Origin of the sequence: Streptomyces sp. NPDC012474 (assembly GCF_042955185.1) — a bacterium.
GTDB lineage: Bacteria > Actinomycetota > Actinomycetes > Streptomycetales > Streptomycetaceae > Streptomyces > Streptomyces cahuitamycinicus.
In genome coordinates, this window is the sequence record NZ_JBIBEP010000007.1 from 280,513 (window position 1) to 297,167 (window position 16,655).

The 16,655-nt window shown below is 70.6% G+C and carries 13 protein-coding genes and 1 pseudogene; 8 read left to right on the forward strand and 6 right to left on the reverse strand.

The window, feature by feature from the left end; genetic code table 11:
* The first annotated feature begins 19 nt into the window (after positions 1-19).
* The 4 genes from ACFY9S_RS18425 to ACFY9S_RS18440 all read left to right on the forward strand — a co-directional run bounded on the left by ACFY9S_RS18425 (position 20) and on the right by ACFY9S_RS18440 (position 7,807).
* Positions 20-1,546, forward strand: coding sequence for a glycosyl hydrolase family 28 protein (locus ACFY9S_RS18425; RefSeq protein WP_391129379.1), 1,527 nt, complete (start codon positions 20-22; stop codon positions 1,544-1,546).
* Complete coding sequence (locus ACFY9S_RS18430; RefSeq protein ID WP_391129382.1) at positions 1,543-4,884, forward strand: alginate lyase family protein; 3,342 nt, start codon at positions 1,543-1,545, stop codon at positions 4,882-4,884. Before ACFY9S_RS18425 ends, ACFY9S_RS18430 begins: the two co-directional genes overlap by 4 nt.
* 25 nt (positions 4,885-4,909) lie before the next feature.
* Positions 4,910-6,160 carry an alginate lyase family protein gene (locus ACFY9S_RS18435; RefSeq protein WP_391129385.1) on the forward strand — a complete coding sequence of 417 codons (1,251 nt, stop codon included), beginning with the start codon at positions 4,910-4,912 and terminating at the stop codon, positions 6,158-6,160.
* A gap of 102 nt (positions 6,161-6,262) precedes the next feature.
* Positions 6,263-7,807: a carboxylesterase family protein gene (locus ACFY9S_RS18440; protein ID WP_391129388.1), complete on the forward strand. Its 1,545-nt coding sequence runs from the start codon at positions 6,263-6,265 to the stop codon at positions 7,805-7,807.
* Here the strand turns inward: ACFY9S_RS18440 and ACFY9S_RS18445 are convergent.
* The 3 genes and pseudogenes from ACFY9S_RS18445 to ACFY9S_RS18455 form a co-directional block, all read right to left on the reverse strand.
* Positions 7,755-8,309 (reverse strand): zinc ribbon domain-containing protein, encoded by a 555-nt coding sequence (locus tag ACFY9S_RS18445; RefSeq protein ID WP_391129391.1) that lies wholly within the window; start codon positions 8,307-8,309, stop codon positions 7,755-7,757. The genes ACFY9S_RS18440 and ACFY9S_RS18445 overlap by 53 nt on opposite strands.
* Positions 8,285-8,734: pseudogene (locus ACFY9S_RS18450) on the reverse strand (transposase); the annotation flags it as partial. The gene ACFY9S_RS18445 and the pseudogene ACFY9S_RS18450, both read right to left, overlap by 25 nt.
* A 99-nt stretch (positions 8,735-8,833) precedes the next feature.
* Positions 8,834-9,130 carry a helix-turn-helix domain-containing protein gene (locus ACFY9S_RS18455; protein ID WP_391129394.1) on the reverse strand — a complete coding sequence of 99 codons (297 nt, stop codon included), beginning with the start codon at positions 9,128-9,130 and terminating at the stop codon, positions 8,834-8,836.
* Positions 9,131-9,471: 341 nt separating this feature from the next.
* Between ACFY9S_RS18455 and ACFY9S_RS18460 the strand changes: the two genes are divergently transcribed.
* Positions 9,472-10,284, forward strand: a complete 813-nt coding sequence (locus tag ACFY9S_RS18460; RefSeq protein ID WP_391129595.1) for a MerR family transcriptional regulator — start codon at positions 9,472-9,474, stop codon at positions 10,282-10,284.
* A gap of 5 nt (positions 10,285-10,289) precedes the next feature.
* On the opposite strand, the gene ACFY9S_RS18465 is transcribed toward ACFY9S_RS18460, so the two are convergent.
* Positions 10,290-11,348: a substrate-binding domain-containing protein gene (locus ACFY9S_RS18465; RefSeq protein WP_391129397.1), complete on the reverse strand. Its 1,059-nt coding sequence runs from the start codon at positions 11,346-11,348 to the stop codon at positions 10,290-10,292.
* 205 nt (positions 11,349-11,553) lie between these two features.
* On the opposite strand from ACFY9S_RS18465, the gene ACFY9S_RS18470 reads away from it, so the two are divergent.
* Together ACFY9S_RS18470 and ACFY9S_RS18475 are read left to right on the forward strand one after the other, a co-directional pair.
* Positions 11,554-12,423 (forward strand): MBL fold metallo-hydrolase, encoded by an 870-nt coding sequence (locus ACFY9S_RS18470; RefSeq protein ID WP_391129400.1) that lies wholly within the window; start codon positions 11,554-11,556, stop codon positions 12,421-12,423.
* A 127-nt stretch (positions 12,424-12,550) separates the two neighbouring features.
* Positions 12,551-13,231: a methyltransferase domain-containing protein gene (locus ACFY9S_RS18475; RefSeq protein ID WP_391129403.1), complete on the forward strand. Its 681-nt coding sequence runs from the start codon at positions 12,551-12,553 to the stop codon at positions 13,229-13,231.
* Between the two features lie 180 nt (positions 13,232-13,411).
* On the opposite strand, the gene ACFY9S_RS18480 is transcribed toward ACFY9S_RS18475, so the two are convergent.
* Positions 13,412-14,083 (reverse strand): TetR family transcriptional regulator, encoded by a 672-nt coding sequence (locus ACFY9S_RS18480; protein ID WP_391129406.1) that lies wholly within the window; start codon positions 14,081-14,083, stop codon positions 13,412-13,414.
* Positions 14,084-14,214: 131 nt separating this feature from the next.
* On the opposite strand from ACFY9S_RS18480, the gene ACFY9S_RS18485 reads away from it, so the two are divergent.
* Positions 14,215-15,372 (forward strand): serine hydrolase, encoded by a 1,158-nt coding sequence (locus ACFY9S_RS18485; RefSeq protein ID WP_391129598.1) that lies wholly within the window; start codon positions 14,215-14,217, stop codon positions 15,370-15,372.
* Between the two features lie 277 nt (positions 15,373-15,649).
* Here ACFY9S_RS18485 and mmuM read toward each other — a convergent pair whose 3' ends face one another.
* Positions 15,650-16,555 carry a homocysteine S-methyltransferase gene (mmuM, locus tag ACFY9S_RS18490; RefSeq protein WP_391129409.1) on the reverse strand — a complete coding sequence of 302 codons (906 nt, stop codon included), beginning with the start codon at positions 16,553-16,555 and terminating at the stop codon, positions 15,650-15,652.
* Positions 16,556-16,655: the final 100 nt, after the last annotated feature.

Below are 16,655 nucleotides of genomic sequence, written 5' to 3' on the forward strand. Positions count from 1 at the left end.
TTCTTGCAAGGAGTTGCGCATGAACAGCCCCCTGTCACGCCGAACCACCCTCCAGGCCGCCGGTGTCATCGCTGCCGCCGGCTTGGCCGGCAGCCTCATGGGAACTACGCAGGCCGTCGCGGCGGATGACGCCGGCACCGGCGACAGCGTGGTCATCCACCCGCCCCTTCCGAAGGTGCCTGTCAACAACTCCTTCACCGTCAAGGTCCGGCCTGCCGGAGGCACCTGGCAGAAGCTCGGCGTCTACCTCGCCAAGCTCGCACAGATCGACCCGAACACCGGCAGCAACAGACCCCAGAACTCCTCCTGGGCCGCCTTCGACTTCTCCGGCACCGTCGAGGTCGAGGTCACGTACAACCCGGGTGGCGGTGAGAAGGTCCGCATCCGCCCGGACTCGTACGGCATCAAGCCCGAGGTGCTCGGCAGCACCGCGCGCTTCACCCTGGACCGGCCCCGCAACCTCGTCGTCCAGGTCGACGACAAGATCTTCGACTGCCTGCACCTGTTCGCGAACCCGCTCGAGAAGGACGTGCCCGCCGAGGGCGACAAGAAGGTCATGTACTTCGGGCCCGGTCTGCACACCCACCCCGACCGGACCCTGAAGGTACCCACCGGCACCACCGTCTACCTGGCCCCGGGCGCCGTCCTCACCTCCGCCGTGATCTTCGAGAACGTGGAGAACTCCCGGCTGATCGGCCGCGGCGTGGTCTACGACACGCCCGGCGGCGCGGTCTTCGTCCGCAAGTGCGAGAACGTCACGATCGACGGCGTCACGATCCTCAATCCCCGGTACGAGAACGTCAGGGTCGCCGAGTCCCAGAACCTCACCATCAGGAACCTGCGCGCCTTCAGCCACCAGGGCTGGGGCGACGGCATCCAGCTCTACTGCTCCGAGAACGTCACGGTCGACGGCTGCTTCCTGCGCACCTCCGACGACTGCGTCGCCCTCTACACCCACCGCTGGGACTTCTACGGCGACACCCGCAACATCACCGTCAAGAACTGCTCCCTCTGGGCCGACGTCGCCCACCCGATCAACATCGGCGTGCACGGCAATTCCGAGACTCCCGAGGTGCTGGAGAACCTGCGCTACGAGAACATCGACATCCTCGACCACCGCGAGCCGCAGGTGACCTACCAGGGCGCCATCGCCTTCATGGTCGGTGACAGCAACATCGTCCGTGACGTCAGGTTCGACAACATCCGCGTGGAGGACTTCCGCTGGGGCCAGCTCATCCACATGCGGATCGAGTACAACCCGAAGTACAACACGTCGGCGGGCCGCGGCATCGAGTCCGTCTACATCAAGGACCTCAGCTACAACGGCAAGAACGCCGACCTCTCGATCATCGCCGGCCTCGACGCGGAGCACGCGATCAAGGACGTCACCTTCGAGAACCTCCGCGTCAACGGCAGGGTGATCGCCGACAGCGGGGGCAAGCCGGCGTGGTACCTGGCCTCGGACGGCGTGCCCATGTTCGTCAACGAGCACGTGACGAACCTGAAGTTCCTCACCACCGCCGAGGCCGAGGCCGCAGCGTCATGATCACTTCTGCTCCGAGCCGCCGGAACTTCCTCGGCGGCACGGCGGCCCTGCTGCTGGTGGCGGGCGCGAGCGGACTGCTCGCGCCCGGCACCGCCCGGGCCGCCGCCCAGGACGGCACCACCGGGCTCCGCGCCTTCACGCACCCGGGGCTGCTGCACAGCGCCGACGACCTGGCCCGTATGAAGGCCGCCGTCGCCGCCAAGGAATCCCCGATCCACGACGGCTACCTGGCGCTCGCGGCCCACGCGCGCTCGAAGGCCACGTACACCATCCAGAACACCGGCCAGATCACCTCCTGGGGCCGCGGCCCCACCAACTTCCAGAACCAGGCCGTGGCCGACTCGGCAGCCGCCTACCAGACCGCGCTGATGTGGTGCGTCACGGGCGAGCGTGCCTACGCCGACAAGTCCCGCGACATCCTCAACGCCTGGTCGGCGTCCCTGACGGCCGTCACCGGCGCCGACGGCCCGCTCGGCGCCGGGCTCCAGGTCTTCAAGTTCGTCAACGCCGCCGAGCTGCTCCGGCACAGCGGCTACGACGGCTGGGCGAAGGAGGACATCGCGCGCTGCGAGGAGTCCCTCCTGCGCGTCTGGTATCCGGCGATCTCCGGCTACATGCTCTACGCCAACGGCAACTGGGACCTGACGTCCGTCCAGTCGATCCTGGCCATCGGCGTGTTCTGCGAGGAGCCCACCCTCTTCGAGGACGCGCTGCGCTTCGCCGCCGCCGGCGCGGGCAACGGCAGTGTCGCGCACCGCATCGTCACCGACGCGGGACAGGGCCAGGAATCCGGCCGCGACCAGGGCCACGAGCAGCTCGCGGTCGGCCTGCTCGCGGACGCCGCGCAGGTCGCCTGGAACCAGGGCGTCGACCTGTACGCCTTCGACGACAACCGGCTGCTGAGGAACACCGAGTACGCCGCCCGCTACAACCTCGGCGGCGACGTGCCCTTCGTCCCCGACCTGGACCGCACCGGCAAGTACGTCAAGACGACCGTCTCCGACAAGGTCCGCGGCAACCTGCCCCCCATCTACGAGATGGCCTACGCGCACTACGCCGGAGTCCGGGGCCTCGACACCCCCTACACCAAGGCGGCCGTCTTCCGCGGCACGGGCGGTGCCCGGGCCGTCGAGGGCAGCAACGACGACCTGCCGAGCTGGGGCACCCTCACCTTCGCGGGCACGAAGGCCCTGTCTCCTGACAAGCCCACGGCTCCGGCCGGTGTCACGGCGGTGGGCGGCGGCAAGGCCGTCACCGTGACCTGGGTGCCGTCGGCGTGGGCCGAGTCGTACACGGTCCTGCGGGCGACCAGCGCCGACGGACCGTACGAAAGGATCGCGACCGGTCTCGACAAACCGGCGTACACCGACCGGGACGCCCACCCGGGCAAGCCCTCCTACTACACGGTGACAGCCACCAACTCCCGGGGCACCAGCGCCAGGTCCCCCTGGACGGCAGCGGTTTCCCAACTGCCCGACCCCTGGAAGACGCGGGACATCGGGAGCGTCAGGATCCCCGGCTCGGCCGTCTTCGACGGCGAGCGGTTCGTGCTGGAGGCGTCCGGCACCGCCGACACCCACCGCCTGGCCTACCTGCCGCTGGACGGCGACGGCACCATCACCGCGCGGATCGTGTATCCGCTCAGCTCCCAGTACTCCAAGATCGGTGTCACCGTACGGGCGGGCCTGGACGCGGACGCCGCCCACGCCGCCATGCTGATCCAGGGCCTGCCGCTGCACACCTGGAGCGGCGTGTGGTCCGTACGGGCCAAGGCGGGTGCCGGGACCAAGGGCACCGGCAGCACACCCGTGCCGCCGTCCCAGCAGGAGGCGATCACCACGAGCGCCGGCTTCCCGATCTCCTCCTTCGGCACGCTGCCCGAGTCGGCGACCCCGCTCGAGGCCCCGTACGTCGAGGGCGCGGGCGACGGCTACCGGATGCGCATGCCGTACTGGGTCCGCGTGACCCGCCGGGGCGACCGCTGCACCGGCGCCATCTCCCCGGACGGCATCCGCTGGACCGAAGTCGGCTCCGCCGACGTCGCGTTGGGCCGTACCGCCTACGTCGGCCTCACCCTCACGTCCTGCCTCGGCGTCGACGAGGAGTACGCCGAGACCGGCTCCGGAGCCTTCGACAACGTCAGCGTCGTCTCCCGGACCGCCGGGGAGGTCTGGTCCGTGCCCCGCCCGGCCACGGCCGCCGGTGACCTGCGGGCCGTCGCGGGCGCCGACGCGGTCGAGCTGGCCTGGACCGATCCGGACCTCTCGGCCCGCTACAAGGTGCTGCGCACCGCAGCGGCCGACGGCCCCTTCGAGACGATCGCCACCGGCATCGGCGCGGTCGGCTTCGGCACCCGCGTCCGGTACGCCGACGCCACCGGCACCCCCGGCACGACGTACCACTACGCCGTCGCCAAGACCAACTGCGCCGGACGCGGCCCCTTGTCGGAGTCCGCCACGTCGGCGATGCCGACACCCGCCAAGCCGCAACTCACCTCCGGCGCCGCGGCGTTCGCCAACAAGGGCGTGCCCTTCAGGCACCTCCTGCGCGCCTCGCACGAACCGATCCGGTTCACCGCGGACGGGCTGCCCGACGGTCTGCGCGTCGACCGGCGCACCGGCCTGATCTCCGGAACACCCACGCAGACGGGCCAGTTCAAGGTCGGCACCAGCGCGGGCAACGCCGCGGGGGACGCCACCGGCACCCTCACCCTCACGGTCGGCACCCCGCCGCCCGCGCCCTGGACCTACGGCGACCTCGGCGACGTCATCCTCGACGAGCGCGCCTACGGCACCCTCGGCGTGGTCGCCGTCCAGACCCCCGGCAGCACCGCCCACCACGACGGGACCTTCGTGGTGCGGGGCGCCGGGACCGACCTCACCGTCAACAACCAGGGCATGACCGGCCAGTTCGTACGACGGCCCGTCACCGGCGACTGCGAGGTCACCGCCCGCCTGCACTCCCGCGCCGGAGCCACCGGCGACCGGGTCGGCCTGCTCATGGCCAAGTCCCTGTCGCCGTTCGACCAGGCGGCCGGGACGATCGTCACCGGCGGCACGAGTGCCCAGCTGATGCTGCGCACGACCGTTGCCGCCCGGTCCACCTTCACGGGCAACGTGGCGGTCACCGCCCCCTGCCTGCTGCGGCTGAAGCGCACCGGGACGCACTTCACCGCATCCGCCTCGACCGACGACGGCGCCACCTGGACCCCCCTCGCCGAGGGAGACATCCCCGGCTTCGGTGACGCCCCCTACTACGTGGGCCTCGTGGTCTGCTCCCGCAGCCCCCTGACCCACAGCACCACCGAGTTCGACGAGGTGAGCATTACCCCCATGTAGTACTCCACGGATCGGAGAACCCCACATGAGCCGCACGTCCCCCCACACGCACCACGAGAGCGGCGCAGTGAGCCGCCGCGGTCTGCTCAAGACCGCCGGCGGCCTCACCGCAGCCCTCGCCCTCGGCGCCACCGCCTCCGCCACCACGGCGAACGCGGCCCCTGCGACCTTCACCCACCCCGGCATGCTGCACAACTGGGGCGACATCAACCGGGCCAAGGTCAGGGTCGCCGCGGGCGACGACCCCTGGCTGTCGGGCTGGACCAAGCTGAGGGAGAACCCCCACTCGCAGTCCACCTGGACCGCCAGGCCGCAGTCCATCGTCTACCGGGGATCGGGCACTCCGGAGAACTACACGCTCCTCTACAACGACATCGCCGCCGCCTACCAGAACGCGCTGCGCTGGCAGATCGCCGGCACCGCCGCGAACGGCGACTGCGCCGTACGCATCCTCAACGCCTGGGCGAACACGCTCACGTCCGTCCAGGGCAACGCCGACCGGTACCTCGCCGCGGGAATCTACGGCTGGCAGCTCGCCAACGCCGCCGAACTCATGCGCGGCTACGCCGGGTTCGACCTGAACAAGTTCAAGCAGATGATGCTGAACGTGTTCTACCCGCTGAACAACAGCTTCCTGACCAACCACAACGACGCCTGCATCACCAACTACTGGGCGAACTGGGACCTGTGCAACATGGCCTCGATCATGGCCATCGGGATCCTGTGCGACGACGGCGCCAAGTACGACCAGGCCGTGAACTACTTCAAGAACGGCGGCGGCAACGGCCAGATCCGGCGCGCGGTGCCGTTCCTGTACCCGGGCGTCGAGGGCTACGACCTCGGCCAGTGGCAGGAGTCCGGCCGCGACCAGGGCCACACCATGATGGGCATGGGCCAGATGGGCGCGATCTGCGAGATGGCCTGGAACCAGGGAGAGGACCTCTACTCGTACGACGGCCGCCGCTTCATGAAGGCCGCCCAGTACGTCGCCAAGTACAACCTGAACATGAACGTGCCCTTCACCACCTACACCTGGGGCAGCGGCCAGAACTGCTCCCAGCAGTCACACACCGCGATCAGCTCCATCTCCCGCGCCCAGCCCCGCCCGGTGTGGGCCATGCTCCACTACCACTACGGGCGGCGCCTGCTCCTCGACGACAAGTACATCGCCCAGATGTGCTTCTCCGTCCCCGCCGAGGGCGGGGGAGGCGACTACGGCACCACCAGCGGCGGCTTCGACCAGCTCGGATTCGGCACGCTGATGTACGCGAAGTAACCCGAACAGCCCTCCCACCCGCTCGTGCACCGGAATACCGGGCCACAATGAGTTGCTCTGATCTTCACGGTGCACGAGCGCGGTGAGGGGGCTGGTGGACGTATGACGGCAGACCGGACGGACCCCGTGGTGAGGACGCCCTTCGGTGCCCTGCGGGGCCGGTACGAGCGCGGTGTCGCGGTCTTCCGCGGCATCCCGTACGCCGCCCCTCCCTTCGGCCCCCGTCGCTTCCGCCCGCCCGTACCCCTCCCGCCCTGGGAGGGCGTCCGCGACGCCGGCGCCTTCGGCCCCACCCCGCCGAAACCCCCGTACTCCGAGGCCTTCGCGCACTACCTGTCCGACCTGGTCGTACCGGGTGACGACTGCCTCAACCTCAACGTCTGGACCCCCCAGCCCGGCCCCGGAGCCCGCCTCCCCGTCCTGGTCTGGCTGCACGGCGGTGCCCTGACCAGGGGCTCGTCCGCCGTACCCGTCTACGACGGCCACTCCTTCGCCCGTGACGGCGTGGTCTGTGTATCCATCAACTACCGGCTGGGTGTGGAGGGCTACGGCCTGTTCCCGGACACGCCCCCGAACCCCGGCCTGCGCGACCAGATCGCCGCCCTGACCTGGGTGCACGAGGCCATCGAGGCCTTCGGCGGCGACCCCGGCCGCATCACCCTCTTCGGACAGTCCGCCGGGGCGATCAGCATCGGCGCCCTCATCGCCGCCCCGCAGGCCCAGGGCCTGGTCCGGCGAGCGGTCCTGCAGAGCGGGCCGCCCGAGGCGTCCGAGCGGGCCAAGGTACGGCGGATGGTGCGCCGTATGGCCTCCCGGCTGAAGATCCCCGCCACCGCCGAGGCCTTCGCCGCCGTCGACCGCGACCTGCTGCTGCACACCCAGGCAGAGGTGGGCAAGCTCAGCAGCCCGGTGGTCGGCGGCCCCGCCTTCGGCATCGTCATCGACGGCGACGTCGTCCCACGCCACCCCCTGGAGGCCCTCACGGACGGCGGCGCCGCGCCCGGCGTCGAGCTGATGATGGGCTGGACCCGCGAGGAGTACCGGCTCTGGCTGGTGCCGGGCGGCCTCCTGGAGCGCGTCGACCGCCTCGGGGCCGTCGCCTTCGCGGCAGCCATGGCCCGCTGCCACTGCGGCAGCGAGGTCCCGCGCGGCTACCGCGCCCTGAACCCCGAGGCGAGCACGGCGGACATCGTGGGCCAACTGGTCACCGACCGTCTCCTTCGCATCCCCCTGCAGTACCTGGCCGACGCCCGTACGGAACCCTCGTACGCCTACGAGTTCGCCTGGCCCTCGAACCTCCCCGACCTGGGCTCCTGCCACGCGCTGGAGCTGGGCTTCGTGTTCGACACCGGACAGGCCGCGGAGTCCCGGAAACTGGCGGGGGAGGGTGCCCCGCAGGAACTGGCCGACGAGATGCACGCCGCCTGGGTGCGCTTCGCCACGGACGGCGACCCGGGCTGGAAACGCTGGGACACGGCCCACCCGGTACGGGTCTTCGGGGACCGCGCACCGGACGCCGAGAACGGCGTCGCCTACACGGCGTACGGCCCTCGGGACCGCGAACTCGCCCTCTGGGCGACCGACGCCGCCGCCGTCACTCCTGAGGAGCCAGTGCCGACAGGAAGGCGCTCCAGGTGGCGGGGGTGATGGTGAGTTGACATCCTCCCCTCCTGAAAGAGGGGGATTCCAACCCAGGTGGGTTGGGTTCACGGGCGCTCGAACGGCTGGTGGCCGCTGTCGCCCCTCCGGCACCGGCTGAGCACCGGGGGCGGGGGATCCCGTCCTGTCCTGCCGCGACGTTGGTTGCTGCGTTGTTGTCCGCGTTGCAGGTGAAGCCGCAGGACACGCACTCGAAGTCAGCTTGGCTCTTGCGTGACTTCTTCTCGATCCATCCGCAGGCGCTGCACCGCAGGCTGGTGTAGGGGGCGGGAACGTCTTCGACCCGGCCGGGGCTTTGTGTCCGGTGCGCTGCCGGAGCAGGCCCCAGCCCTGCGCGAGGATCGCCCGGTTCAGGCCGGACTTCTGCGCCACGTTCGTGCCGGGCTGCTCCACGGTTCCCTTCGCGGAGCGGGTCATGTTCTGGATGTTCAGCTTCTCGAACCGGACAAGGCCATAGGAGCGGGCGAGCATGGTGCTGGTCTTCTCGCACCAGTCCTTGCGCCGGTTCGCCTCCCGCGCCCTGAGCCTGGCGGCCTTCGCGTACTCGGCCGCCTTCTGAGGGCTGTCCTTCCTCGCTCTGGCCGCCCGCCGCTCATGCTTTCGGACCTGGGCGCGTTCCTTGATGGTGAGCTGTGGGCAGTTCAGCTTCCGGCCGTCCGAGAGGGCAGCGGTGATCGTGACACCCCGGTCGATGCCGATCACCTCGCCCGTGCCGGGCGCCGGGGTCGGCTCAGGGACGACTGCGAACGCGATGTGCCACTGCCCGTTGCGGAAGGTGACCCGGAACGTCTTCGCCTCGGGCAGCTTCGCACCCTTGCCCTTGGCGCTGAGACGGAACCGGACCCAGCCGCAACCGGGCACTTTGACCTGAGCCCACCGCCGGTTGAGCCTGTGCACGACGACCGACCGGCCCATGACCTGCTTGCCGGTCTTCGCGTTCAGCTTCGGCGACCCGTCAGCGTTGTACTCCGGCACTCGGCCGGCGCCGATGACCCTGAAGCCCTCGTGCCGGTACTACATGCGCCAGGTCGGCTCACCGAACCCGGACGTGAACCTGGCGTTCTTGGCCTTGGCGAAGTCCTTCAGTGCCTGCTGCTGCACGTCCGCGTTCCCCGAGCCCAGCCACTCGTTTGCCTGCCGGGCCTCGGTCAGCTGACGGCACTGCTCCGCGAAACCGGGCGCACTCCTACGCCACCGCCGCCAGTGCGCATGCTGCTCAACGGCAAGGTTCCAGACGTACCGGGCGTGCGCGCAGTGCGTGAGCATCTGCTCGGCCTGCGCGGGCGACGGATACATCCGGAAACGTGACACACCACGAACCTAGCCACCCCGTTCGCCTCCCGCGCACGTCTTCGGTCAGCATCACCCGTGAGAGTGACCGGCACGCTTTCGCCTTCCAGGGCAGTCCCCGACCACAGGACCCTCAACCCGCCGGCACCACGAACGGCTCGAGGTCAGCCTCACCGCCGTCTCTCCCGAGACGCCGAATCGCCCTGGCGGCGATTCGGCGTCCCTTGCCCCGTAGCGCGGGAGCGGGCATTCACTCCGGCCCTGAAGGACCGGGCACCCTGCCCGGCAAGCAAGGTGGTGTGAGTTCGAAGGCGGCGGGGATTGACCCTCACACCGTGTCAGCCAGTGAAGTGGATGACGTCATGTTCAGCATCGGAGCATTCGCCAAGTACGGCGGCGTGTCAGTGCGCATGCTGCGCCACTACGACGCCGTGGGGCTGTTGCGCCCCGCCCATGTCGATCCGCACACCGGCTACCGGTCGTATGAAGCCGACCAACTGGCCCGGCTCAACCGCGTCATCGCCCTCAAAGAGCTGGGCTTCACGCTCGAACAGGTCCGCGCCATCCTCGACGAGCAGGTGGACGCGGCGGAGCTGCGCGGCATGTTGCGGTTGCGGCGTGCGGAGCTGGAGTCGGCCATGGCGGCCGATGCCGCCCGGCTGGGGCAGGTCGAGGCGAGGCTCCGGGTGATCGAGAGTGAGGGACGGATGTCGTTCTACGACGTGGTGATCAAGCGAGTCCCGGCGATGCGTGCGGCGGAACTGACGGCCGTGGTGGAGAGCTTCGAACCGCGCTTCATCACCCCGGTGATCACCCCTCTCTACGAGGAGTTGTGGAGCCGGATGCAGGCTGCCGGGCTCCGGGCGAGCGGTGCGGCCGTCGCCTACTACGAGAATCTCGACGGTCCGGTGACGGTGCACGCGGCCATCCCTGTCGACGCCGTACCAGATCTTTCGCAGGACTTCGCGGTGGTCGACCTGCCGGCGGCGGAGGTCGCGACGCTGGTCCATGACGGCCCGATGGAGCACGTCATCCCCAGCGTCCAGGCGCTCGCCCGCTGGATCGACGCCCATGGCTACACGTCAGTCGGCCCCGCCCGCGAGGTGACGCTCTCCTGCCCCAACTGTGGCGATCACTCGGTGACCGAGCTGCAGGAGCCGGTCGCTCGCCCCTGAGAGCACTAGCGGGCCGGCGGCGCCCCCACCGAGTCCCGCATGACAACGTGCGTGCCCAGCAGCAGGTGTTCGTCCGGGGCGCCCGGGGTGCGCTCCAGTACCGTGCGGACGGCGAGGCGGCCGAGTTCCTCGTAGGGGACGTGGACCGTCGTCAGGGCGGGGTGCAGGTCGCGGGCGAAGGGGATGTCGTCGTAGCCGGCGAGGGAGACGTCGTCCGGCACCGTCAGGCCCGCCTCGTGCAGTGCGGTCAGGGCACCGGCCGCGACCATGTCCGTGGCCGCCACCACCGCGCTGAAGTCCAGGCCGTCCTTGAGTGCTTGCTGCGTCAGACGGTGACCGGAGTCCCGTGTGAAGTCGCCGTGCAGGACGAGGGACGGGTCCGGGTCCAGGCCGCGGGCCCGGTGTGCGGCGAGGTAACCGTGTTCGCGGCCCAGGGCCGTGGTGTGGTCCGTCCGGCCGCCGAGGTACAGCACCCGGCGGTGGCCCTGCGCGAGCACGTGGGCGACCAGGGTGTAGGCGCCGCCCTCGTTGTCGTACTCGATGACCGTCACCGGAGCCCCCGGGTCCAGCGGCGGCCGGCCGCAGAGGACCAGCCGGGAACCGGCCGAGGCGAGGGAGTCGGCCATGCGGTGGGTGCGTTCGCGGTACTCGGGGGTGTCGGCCGTGCCGCCGACCAGGATCACGGCGGCGGCGCGCTGGGCGCGCATCATCTCGACGAACTCCAGCTCGTGCCGGACGTCGCCCTCCGTGCTGCACACCAGGCAGAGATGCCCGAGACGGGTCGCCTCGCGCTCCACCCCGTGGGCCATGTGCGCGAACGACGGGCCGGTGATGTCCTCCAGGACGAAGGCGAGGGTGGGCGTGCCGACGCCCGCGACCGCCTTGGCCCGCGCGTCCGCCACGTAGTCAAGCTCGCGGACGGCCCGCATCACGCGGCCGCGCGTCGCCGCGCTCACCGGGTACTCGCCGCCCAGCACCCGGGACACCGTCGACGCGGAGACCCCCGCGCGCGCCGCCACGTCCCGGATGGTGCTACGGCTCGCGTCCCCGCTCTTCCTCGTCATGCCTGCCTCGTCTCTTCCGGGCACCGGTCCGCGCCCACCCCCGAGGGAACCGCGGCAACACCGTAGCAACCGGTTCCCTGAACGGAGGCTAGCAGTGGGGAGGGAGGGGGAGGAGCGGTGTGCGGGGACCGGTGTCTTCTTCTCGTGCTCGGCAGATCCTGGTAACGCTGGAGCTCCGCATGGAAGGCGTGGAAGGATCGCGGCCATGTCTCCCAGCGTTCCCCGCCTCCGGATCGGCTCGACCGAGATCATCGCCCTCGCCGACGCCGAGGGCCCGTTCTTCTCCTCGCGTGCCGAGGCCTTCCCGGAGGCCACGGCCGCGCAGTGGGCCGAGGTCGACCGCTACGACCCGGGCGCGGTCGACGCCGAGGGCCGCTGGCGGCTCCAGTTCCGCGCGTACGCGATCCGCGGCGACAACGGCCTCACCGTCGTGGACGCCGGGATCGGTCCGGCGGACAGCCCGGCCTGCTCATGGGCGCCCGTGCCCGGTGTGCTCCCGGAGTCGCTCGCCGCCGCGGGCATCGACCCGGCCGAAGTCGACACCGTGGTGCTCACACATCTGCACACCGACCATGTCGGGTGGGCGGTCGTGACCGAGGCGGCCGTCCCGTCAACGGGCGGCGCGGTGGACGGCAACGCCTCGGCCGGCGGCGCGACCAGCGGCCGCCGCCCTTATTTCCCGAACGCCGAATACCTTCTTCAGCGGGCCGAGTTCGACGCCCTCGACGCGCTCAACCCGCAGCTTCGCGAGACCCTCACCGATCCGCTCGCGGCCGCCGGCCGGCTCCGGCTCCTCGACGGGGACACGCCGCTGCGCGCCGGGCGCGCGGTCGCCACACCCGGTCACACGCCCGGCCACCAGAGCGTGCTGGTCGCTGACGGGCGCGACCTGGCGCTCGTCACCGGCGACCTCATGGTGCACGCCCTCCAACTGCTCCACCCCGAGCTCGCCTACGCGCACGAGGTCGACCCTGTGGCGGCCAGGCATTCGAGGGAGCGCATGCTCGGCCGCGTAACCGGCACCACGCTGCACCTGGCGACGCCGCATTTGACGGAGCCGTTCCTCTCGGCATGAGCGCGGCCTTTCGGCACGGGGCAGGCCGCGAGGGCATGCAGATGCTGCGTCTCTCGATGATCCGCGCCGGTTTGCCGGACCGGCAACAGGAGTGGCAGAGGCGGGTTAGGTGGGCGACGGTGGGCCCGTGACCGACAACATCGCAGCGGGATCGCCCAAGTCCGGAAACCCCTCGTCCGCCGACGGATACGTGGGAGACCCCGTGGTGCGGGCGGAGTGGGACAACCGGTACGCCGACAGGCAACAGTTGTGGAGCGGCCGGCCCAACGGTGCGCTAGTGGCAGAGGTCGCCGGGCTCACACCCGGGCGGGTACTCGACGTCGGCTGCGGCGAGGGCGCGGACGCCGTCTGGCTCGCGCGCCGCGGCTGGGACGTGACCGCGCTCGAGGTCTCGGGCGTGGCGCTGGAGCGGGCTGCCGGGCACGCGCGGGACGCAGGCGTCGCCGTTCACCGGATACACGCCGCACTCACCGAGGCGGCGCTCCCGCCGGCCTCCTTCGACCTGGTTTCCGCGCAGTACCCGGCCTTGCTGCGCACCCCCGACGCCGCGGCCGAGCGAGCGCTCCTCGCGGCCGTCGCACCCGGCGGTGTGCTGCTGGTCGTACACCACGCGGGGATTCACGCCCAGCAGGTGGACGACAGCGGCTTTGATCCGGCTGACTATGTCCGGCCCTCGATGGTCGTCGACGCCCTCGACGACGACTGGGAGGTAGAGGTGAACGAACAACGGCCACGCGTGGCACCCGACGGTGGCGCCGGCGCGCACCATACCGACGACCTGGTGCTGCGCGTGCGCCGGCTGCGCTGAGAGACTCCTCGGCGTTTGAGCTGGTTCACCCGCAACAGCGCCACAGGGCTCGGCTGGACCGTCGGGGGGGCGGCATCGGATTGGCCCTCAACGCCACGATCGCCCTTCTCGCCGAACCCGCCTGAATCCGCGTCAGACGCGACGAGTTCCAGCAGCGACGTCGATACCGGAAGCGGGCGGCTAACCCTTCGGCCGGCTTGGGCGGATCGCGGCCTCGATGTGGGCCAGTTGGGCGGCGAGGATCTCTTCGAACGCGGCGCGGCGATCCACCCCGAGAGGACGGACGTCGCGGGCGAAGTGGGCCAGGTTCGGGAAGCGTTCGGGGTCGGCGCCGAGTACCGCGACGCGGAACAGCTCCATGCCCTGTTCGTGCTCTCCGGGGGTGACGGCGCTGACCCCGGCCTCGGAGGCGATCAACGCGGCGATGAGGACCGCGATCCGGTGGTAGCGCGCCGGGATCTCCTCGTCGGGCAGTCCCGATGCGCGCAGTGCCTGGAGCACCTCTTCCATGACCATCCGGGAGCCGGTGCCCGATGAGGCGTAGCGTCCCCATACCGCGGCGAGTTGGGGCTGTCGGCCGAAGGCTTCCCGCACGCGCAGGGCCAGGGCGGTGATGCGCTGCTTCCAGTCGCCCTCGGGGCGGTAGCCGTCCATCGCCGCCAGGAGGATCCGGTCGGCGACCGCGCGCAGCAGTTCGGTCTTGCTGCGGAAGTGCCGGTAGAGGCTGGAGGAATCGGTCCCGAGGGCCGCGGCGAGCTTGCGCACGCTGAACGATTCCGCGTCGCCCGTGCGCAGCAGTTCCGCCGCCGCATCCAGGATCTCTTCGGTTGACCAACGCCTGCGGCCTGCCATCTCTGCTCCTCTCGCCGGACCCCAGAATACCCGTGCACTTGGCGTTGCACGCACCGCGTGCATAATGAGGACATGAGTATGCCGGGCGAGTCGGCATGCCACTCGTGCCCTGTTGTCCGGGTGGGCGACCGATGCGGTGTACACCCGGGGATCACGAAAGGACGCATGACGTGAAGAGCTCACTGGATCGCGCGGCACTGAACACCGCCTTGGAAAACGTCCACCGCGCCGGGATGACGGGCCTGTTCGCCGAGGTGAGAGATCGCGACCAGGTCTGGCGCGGCGCCGCCGGGGTCGCCGATGTCGTCACCGGCCGTCCCGTCACCGCCGACATGCGTCACCGGGTCGGCAGCGTCACCAAGACCTTCACCGCCGCCGCGGTCTTACAACTGGTCGAGAGCGGTCAGGTCGGCCTCGACACACCGATCGGCCGATACCTTCCAAAGCTGGTCCCCGGTGCACCCGGTGACGCGATCACGGTCCGGATGCTGATCAATCACACCAGCGGCCTCGCCGAGTATCTCCCGTACGCCTACCCCTCGCTCAAGGCGTTCCCCGTCCTGGCGGACACCGGGCCCCAGAGCCTGGACGACCACCGCTTCACGCGGTTCGACCCCGCCGAACTGATCGAGATGGGGGTCACCGCGCCTGCCGTCGGCGCCCCGGGCGGCACTCCGGGGGTGTACTCCAACACCAACTACCTGCTCCTCGGCGAACTCCTGGGACAGGTGACCGGGACTACGGCCGAGCGGTACATCACCCGGAACGTCATCGAGCGCGCCGGGCTCCGGGACACCGCGTTCCCCACCGGGTCGTGCGTCGACGGGCCGCACACGCAGCTCTACGAGGCGTGGTTCGGCATGATCGACCCGCCGCGCGACTACAGCGTCTACGACATGTCATGGGTGGGGCCGTCGGCCTCGCTGATATCGACCGTCACGGACCTCAACCGCTTCTTCGGCATGCTGCTGGCCGGAGAGATCGTCAGTCCGTCGTCGCTTGCGCAGATGCAACGCACCGTCCCGGTCATCTCCCAAGAGGGAAAGACGATCGACTACGGCCTCGGCGTGCACCCGATGGAGAGTCCCGGTGAGGGCACCTTCTGGGGCCATGGCGGCACGGTCTGGGGTGGTGGAGCGCTGGCCATGACCCGTGCCGACGGCAAGCGGCAGGTGTCCGTCGCGGTGAACCTCCAGAGGTGGAACCGGCTCGACTCATCCGGCACGCCGCAGGCCCACCCCATCGACGACGCGCTTGTGACTCTTCACCGCGTGGCGATGTACGGCTGACCGGGACCGTGAACCGTTCCTGAACAGTGTCCAGGAGTGACATTTGTTCCCAGCTCTTGGAACTGCGCGCATCCCGAACGGTGTTGGATGCGCTGGTCTCCCGCGTTCGCTGTGTCCCCGTCCGGCTGCGTGCATCGTGTGCACGCTCCGTGACGGGTGGGCGGGTTCCCTCACCCCCGGCTAACCCCCGGTCGGTGCGCCCGTCGTACGGCGCGTCACCGGCGCGCACCACTGCGCAACCCCGAGAAGCCGCCGCCTGCGGCGCGGGGGACCACCGTCAGCCGCTGAACCCGGCGATGTCCGAGATCGCCTTCGGGCCCACCCGGCAGCATCCGCCGATCAGCCGGGCCCCCGCCTGCTGCCAGGCCTTCACCTGGCCGACGGTGAAGGTGGAGCTGCCGGTCCAGGCGCGGGCCCCGGCGTCCCACGTCTCGCCGCTGTTGGGGTAGACGACGACCGGCTTGCCGGTGACCCGGGCCGCCGTCGCGGCCGCGCCGTCCACGTCCTGCGGAGCGCAGCAGTTCACCCCGACCGCGATCACCTCGTCCGCCTCGGCGGCCAGCGCGAAGGCCTCCTCCAGCGGCTGCCCGGCCCGGGTGCGGTCACCGGCGACGGAGTACGTCAGCCAGGCCGGCACACCGAGCCCGCGCACCGCCCGCAGCAGCGCAGCCGCCTCGTCCGCGTCCGGGACCGTCTCCAGTGCGAGGACGTCGGGCCCGGCCGCGGCCAGCACCTCCAGGCGCGGCCGGTGGAAACGCTCCAGCTCGTCCACGCTCAGCCCGTAACGCCCCCGGTACTCCGAACCGTCCGCGAGCATCGCCCCGTACGGGCCGGCCGAGGCCGCCACCCACAGGGGCCGCGGGACTCGCGCCCGCCGGGCCGCCTCCCGGGCCGACTCCACGCTCAGCGTCATGAGTTCGGCCGCCCGCTCACGGGCGATCCCGTGCTGGGCGAACCCCTCGAACGTGGCCTGGTAGCTGGCCGTGATCGCCACGTCCGCACCCGCCCGGAAGTAGGCGAGGTGCGCCTCGGTCACCGCCTCCGGCTGTTCGGCGAGCAGCCGCGCCGACCACAGCTCGTCGCTCAGGTCGTGCCCGGCCGATTCGAGCTGGTTGGACATGCCGCCGTCGAGGACGACCGTCCCGGCGGCAAGGGCTTCGGCGAGGGTGATGGTGCTCGTCATACGGACGACCGTAGCCGAGATCCGCCCGGGGCCCCCAGCCCAATGTGTCCATCACGTGAACAGATCGATCAGTATGTGGGATGGCGGCTACGATCAGGAT

Bases quoted from the DNA above. Each gene is read 5' to 3' on its own strand.
- ACFY9S_RS18425 (WP_391129379.1), top strand. From the start codon at position 20: ATGAACAGCCCCCTGTCACGCCGAACCACCCTCCAGGCCGCCGGTGTC.
- ACFY9S_RS18430 (WP_391129382.1), top strand. From the start codon at position 1,543: ATGATCACTTCTGCTCCGAGCCGCCGGAACTTCCTCGGCGGCACGGCG.
- ACFY9S_RS18435 (WP_391129385.1), top strand. From the start codon at position 4,910: ATGAGCCGCACGTCCCCCCACACGCACCACGAGAGCGGCGCAGTGAGC.
- ACFY9S_RS18440 (WP_391129388.1), top strand. From the start codon at position 6,263: ATGACGGCAGACCGGACGGACCCCGTGGTGAGGACGCCCTTCGGTGCC.
- ACFY9S_RS18460 (WP_391129595.1), top strand. From the start codon at position 9,472: ATGTTCAGCATCGGAGCATTCGCCAAGTACGGCGGCGTGTCAGTGCGC.
- ACFY9S_RS18465 (WP_391129397.1), bottom strand. From the start codon at position 11,348: ATGACGAGGAAGAGCGGGGACGCGAGCCGTAGCACCATCCGGGACGTG.
- ACFY9S_RS18470 (WP_391129400.1), top strand. From the start codon at position 11,554: ATGTCTCCCAGCGTTCCCCGCCTCCGGATCGGCTCGACCGAGATCATC.
- ACFY9S_RS18480 (WP_391129406.1), bottom strand. From the start codon at position 14,083: ATGGCAGGCCGCAGGCGTTGGTCAACCGAAGAGATCCTGGATGCGGCG.
- ACFY9S_RS18485 (WP_391129598.1), top strand. From the start codon at position 14,215: ATGCGGTGTACACCCGGGGATCACGAAAGGACGCATGACGTGAAGAGC.
- mmuM (WP_391129409.1), bottom strand. From the start codon at position 16,555: ATGACGAGCACCATCACCCTCGCCGAAGCCCTTGCCGCCGGGACGGTC.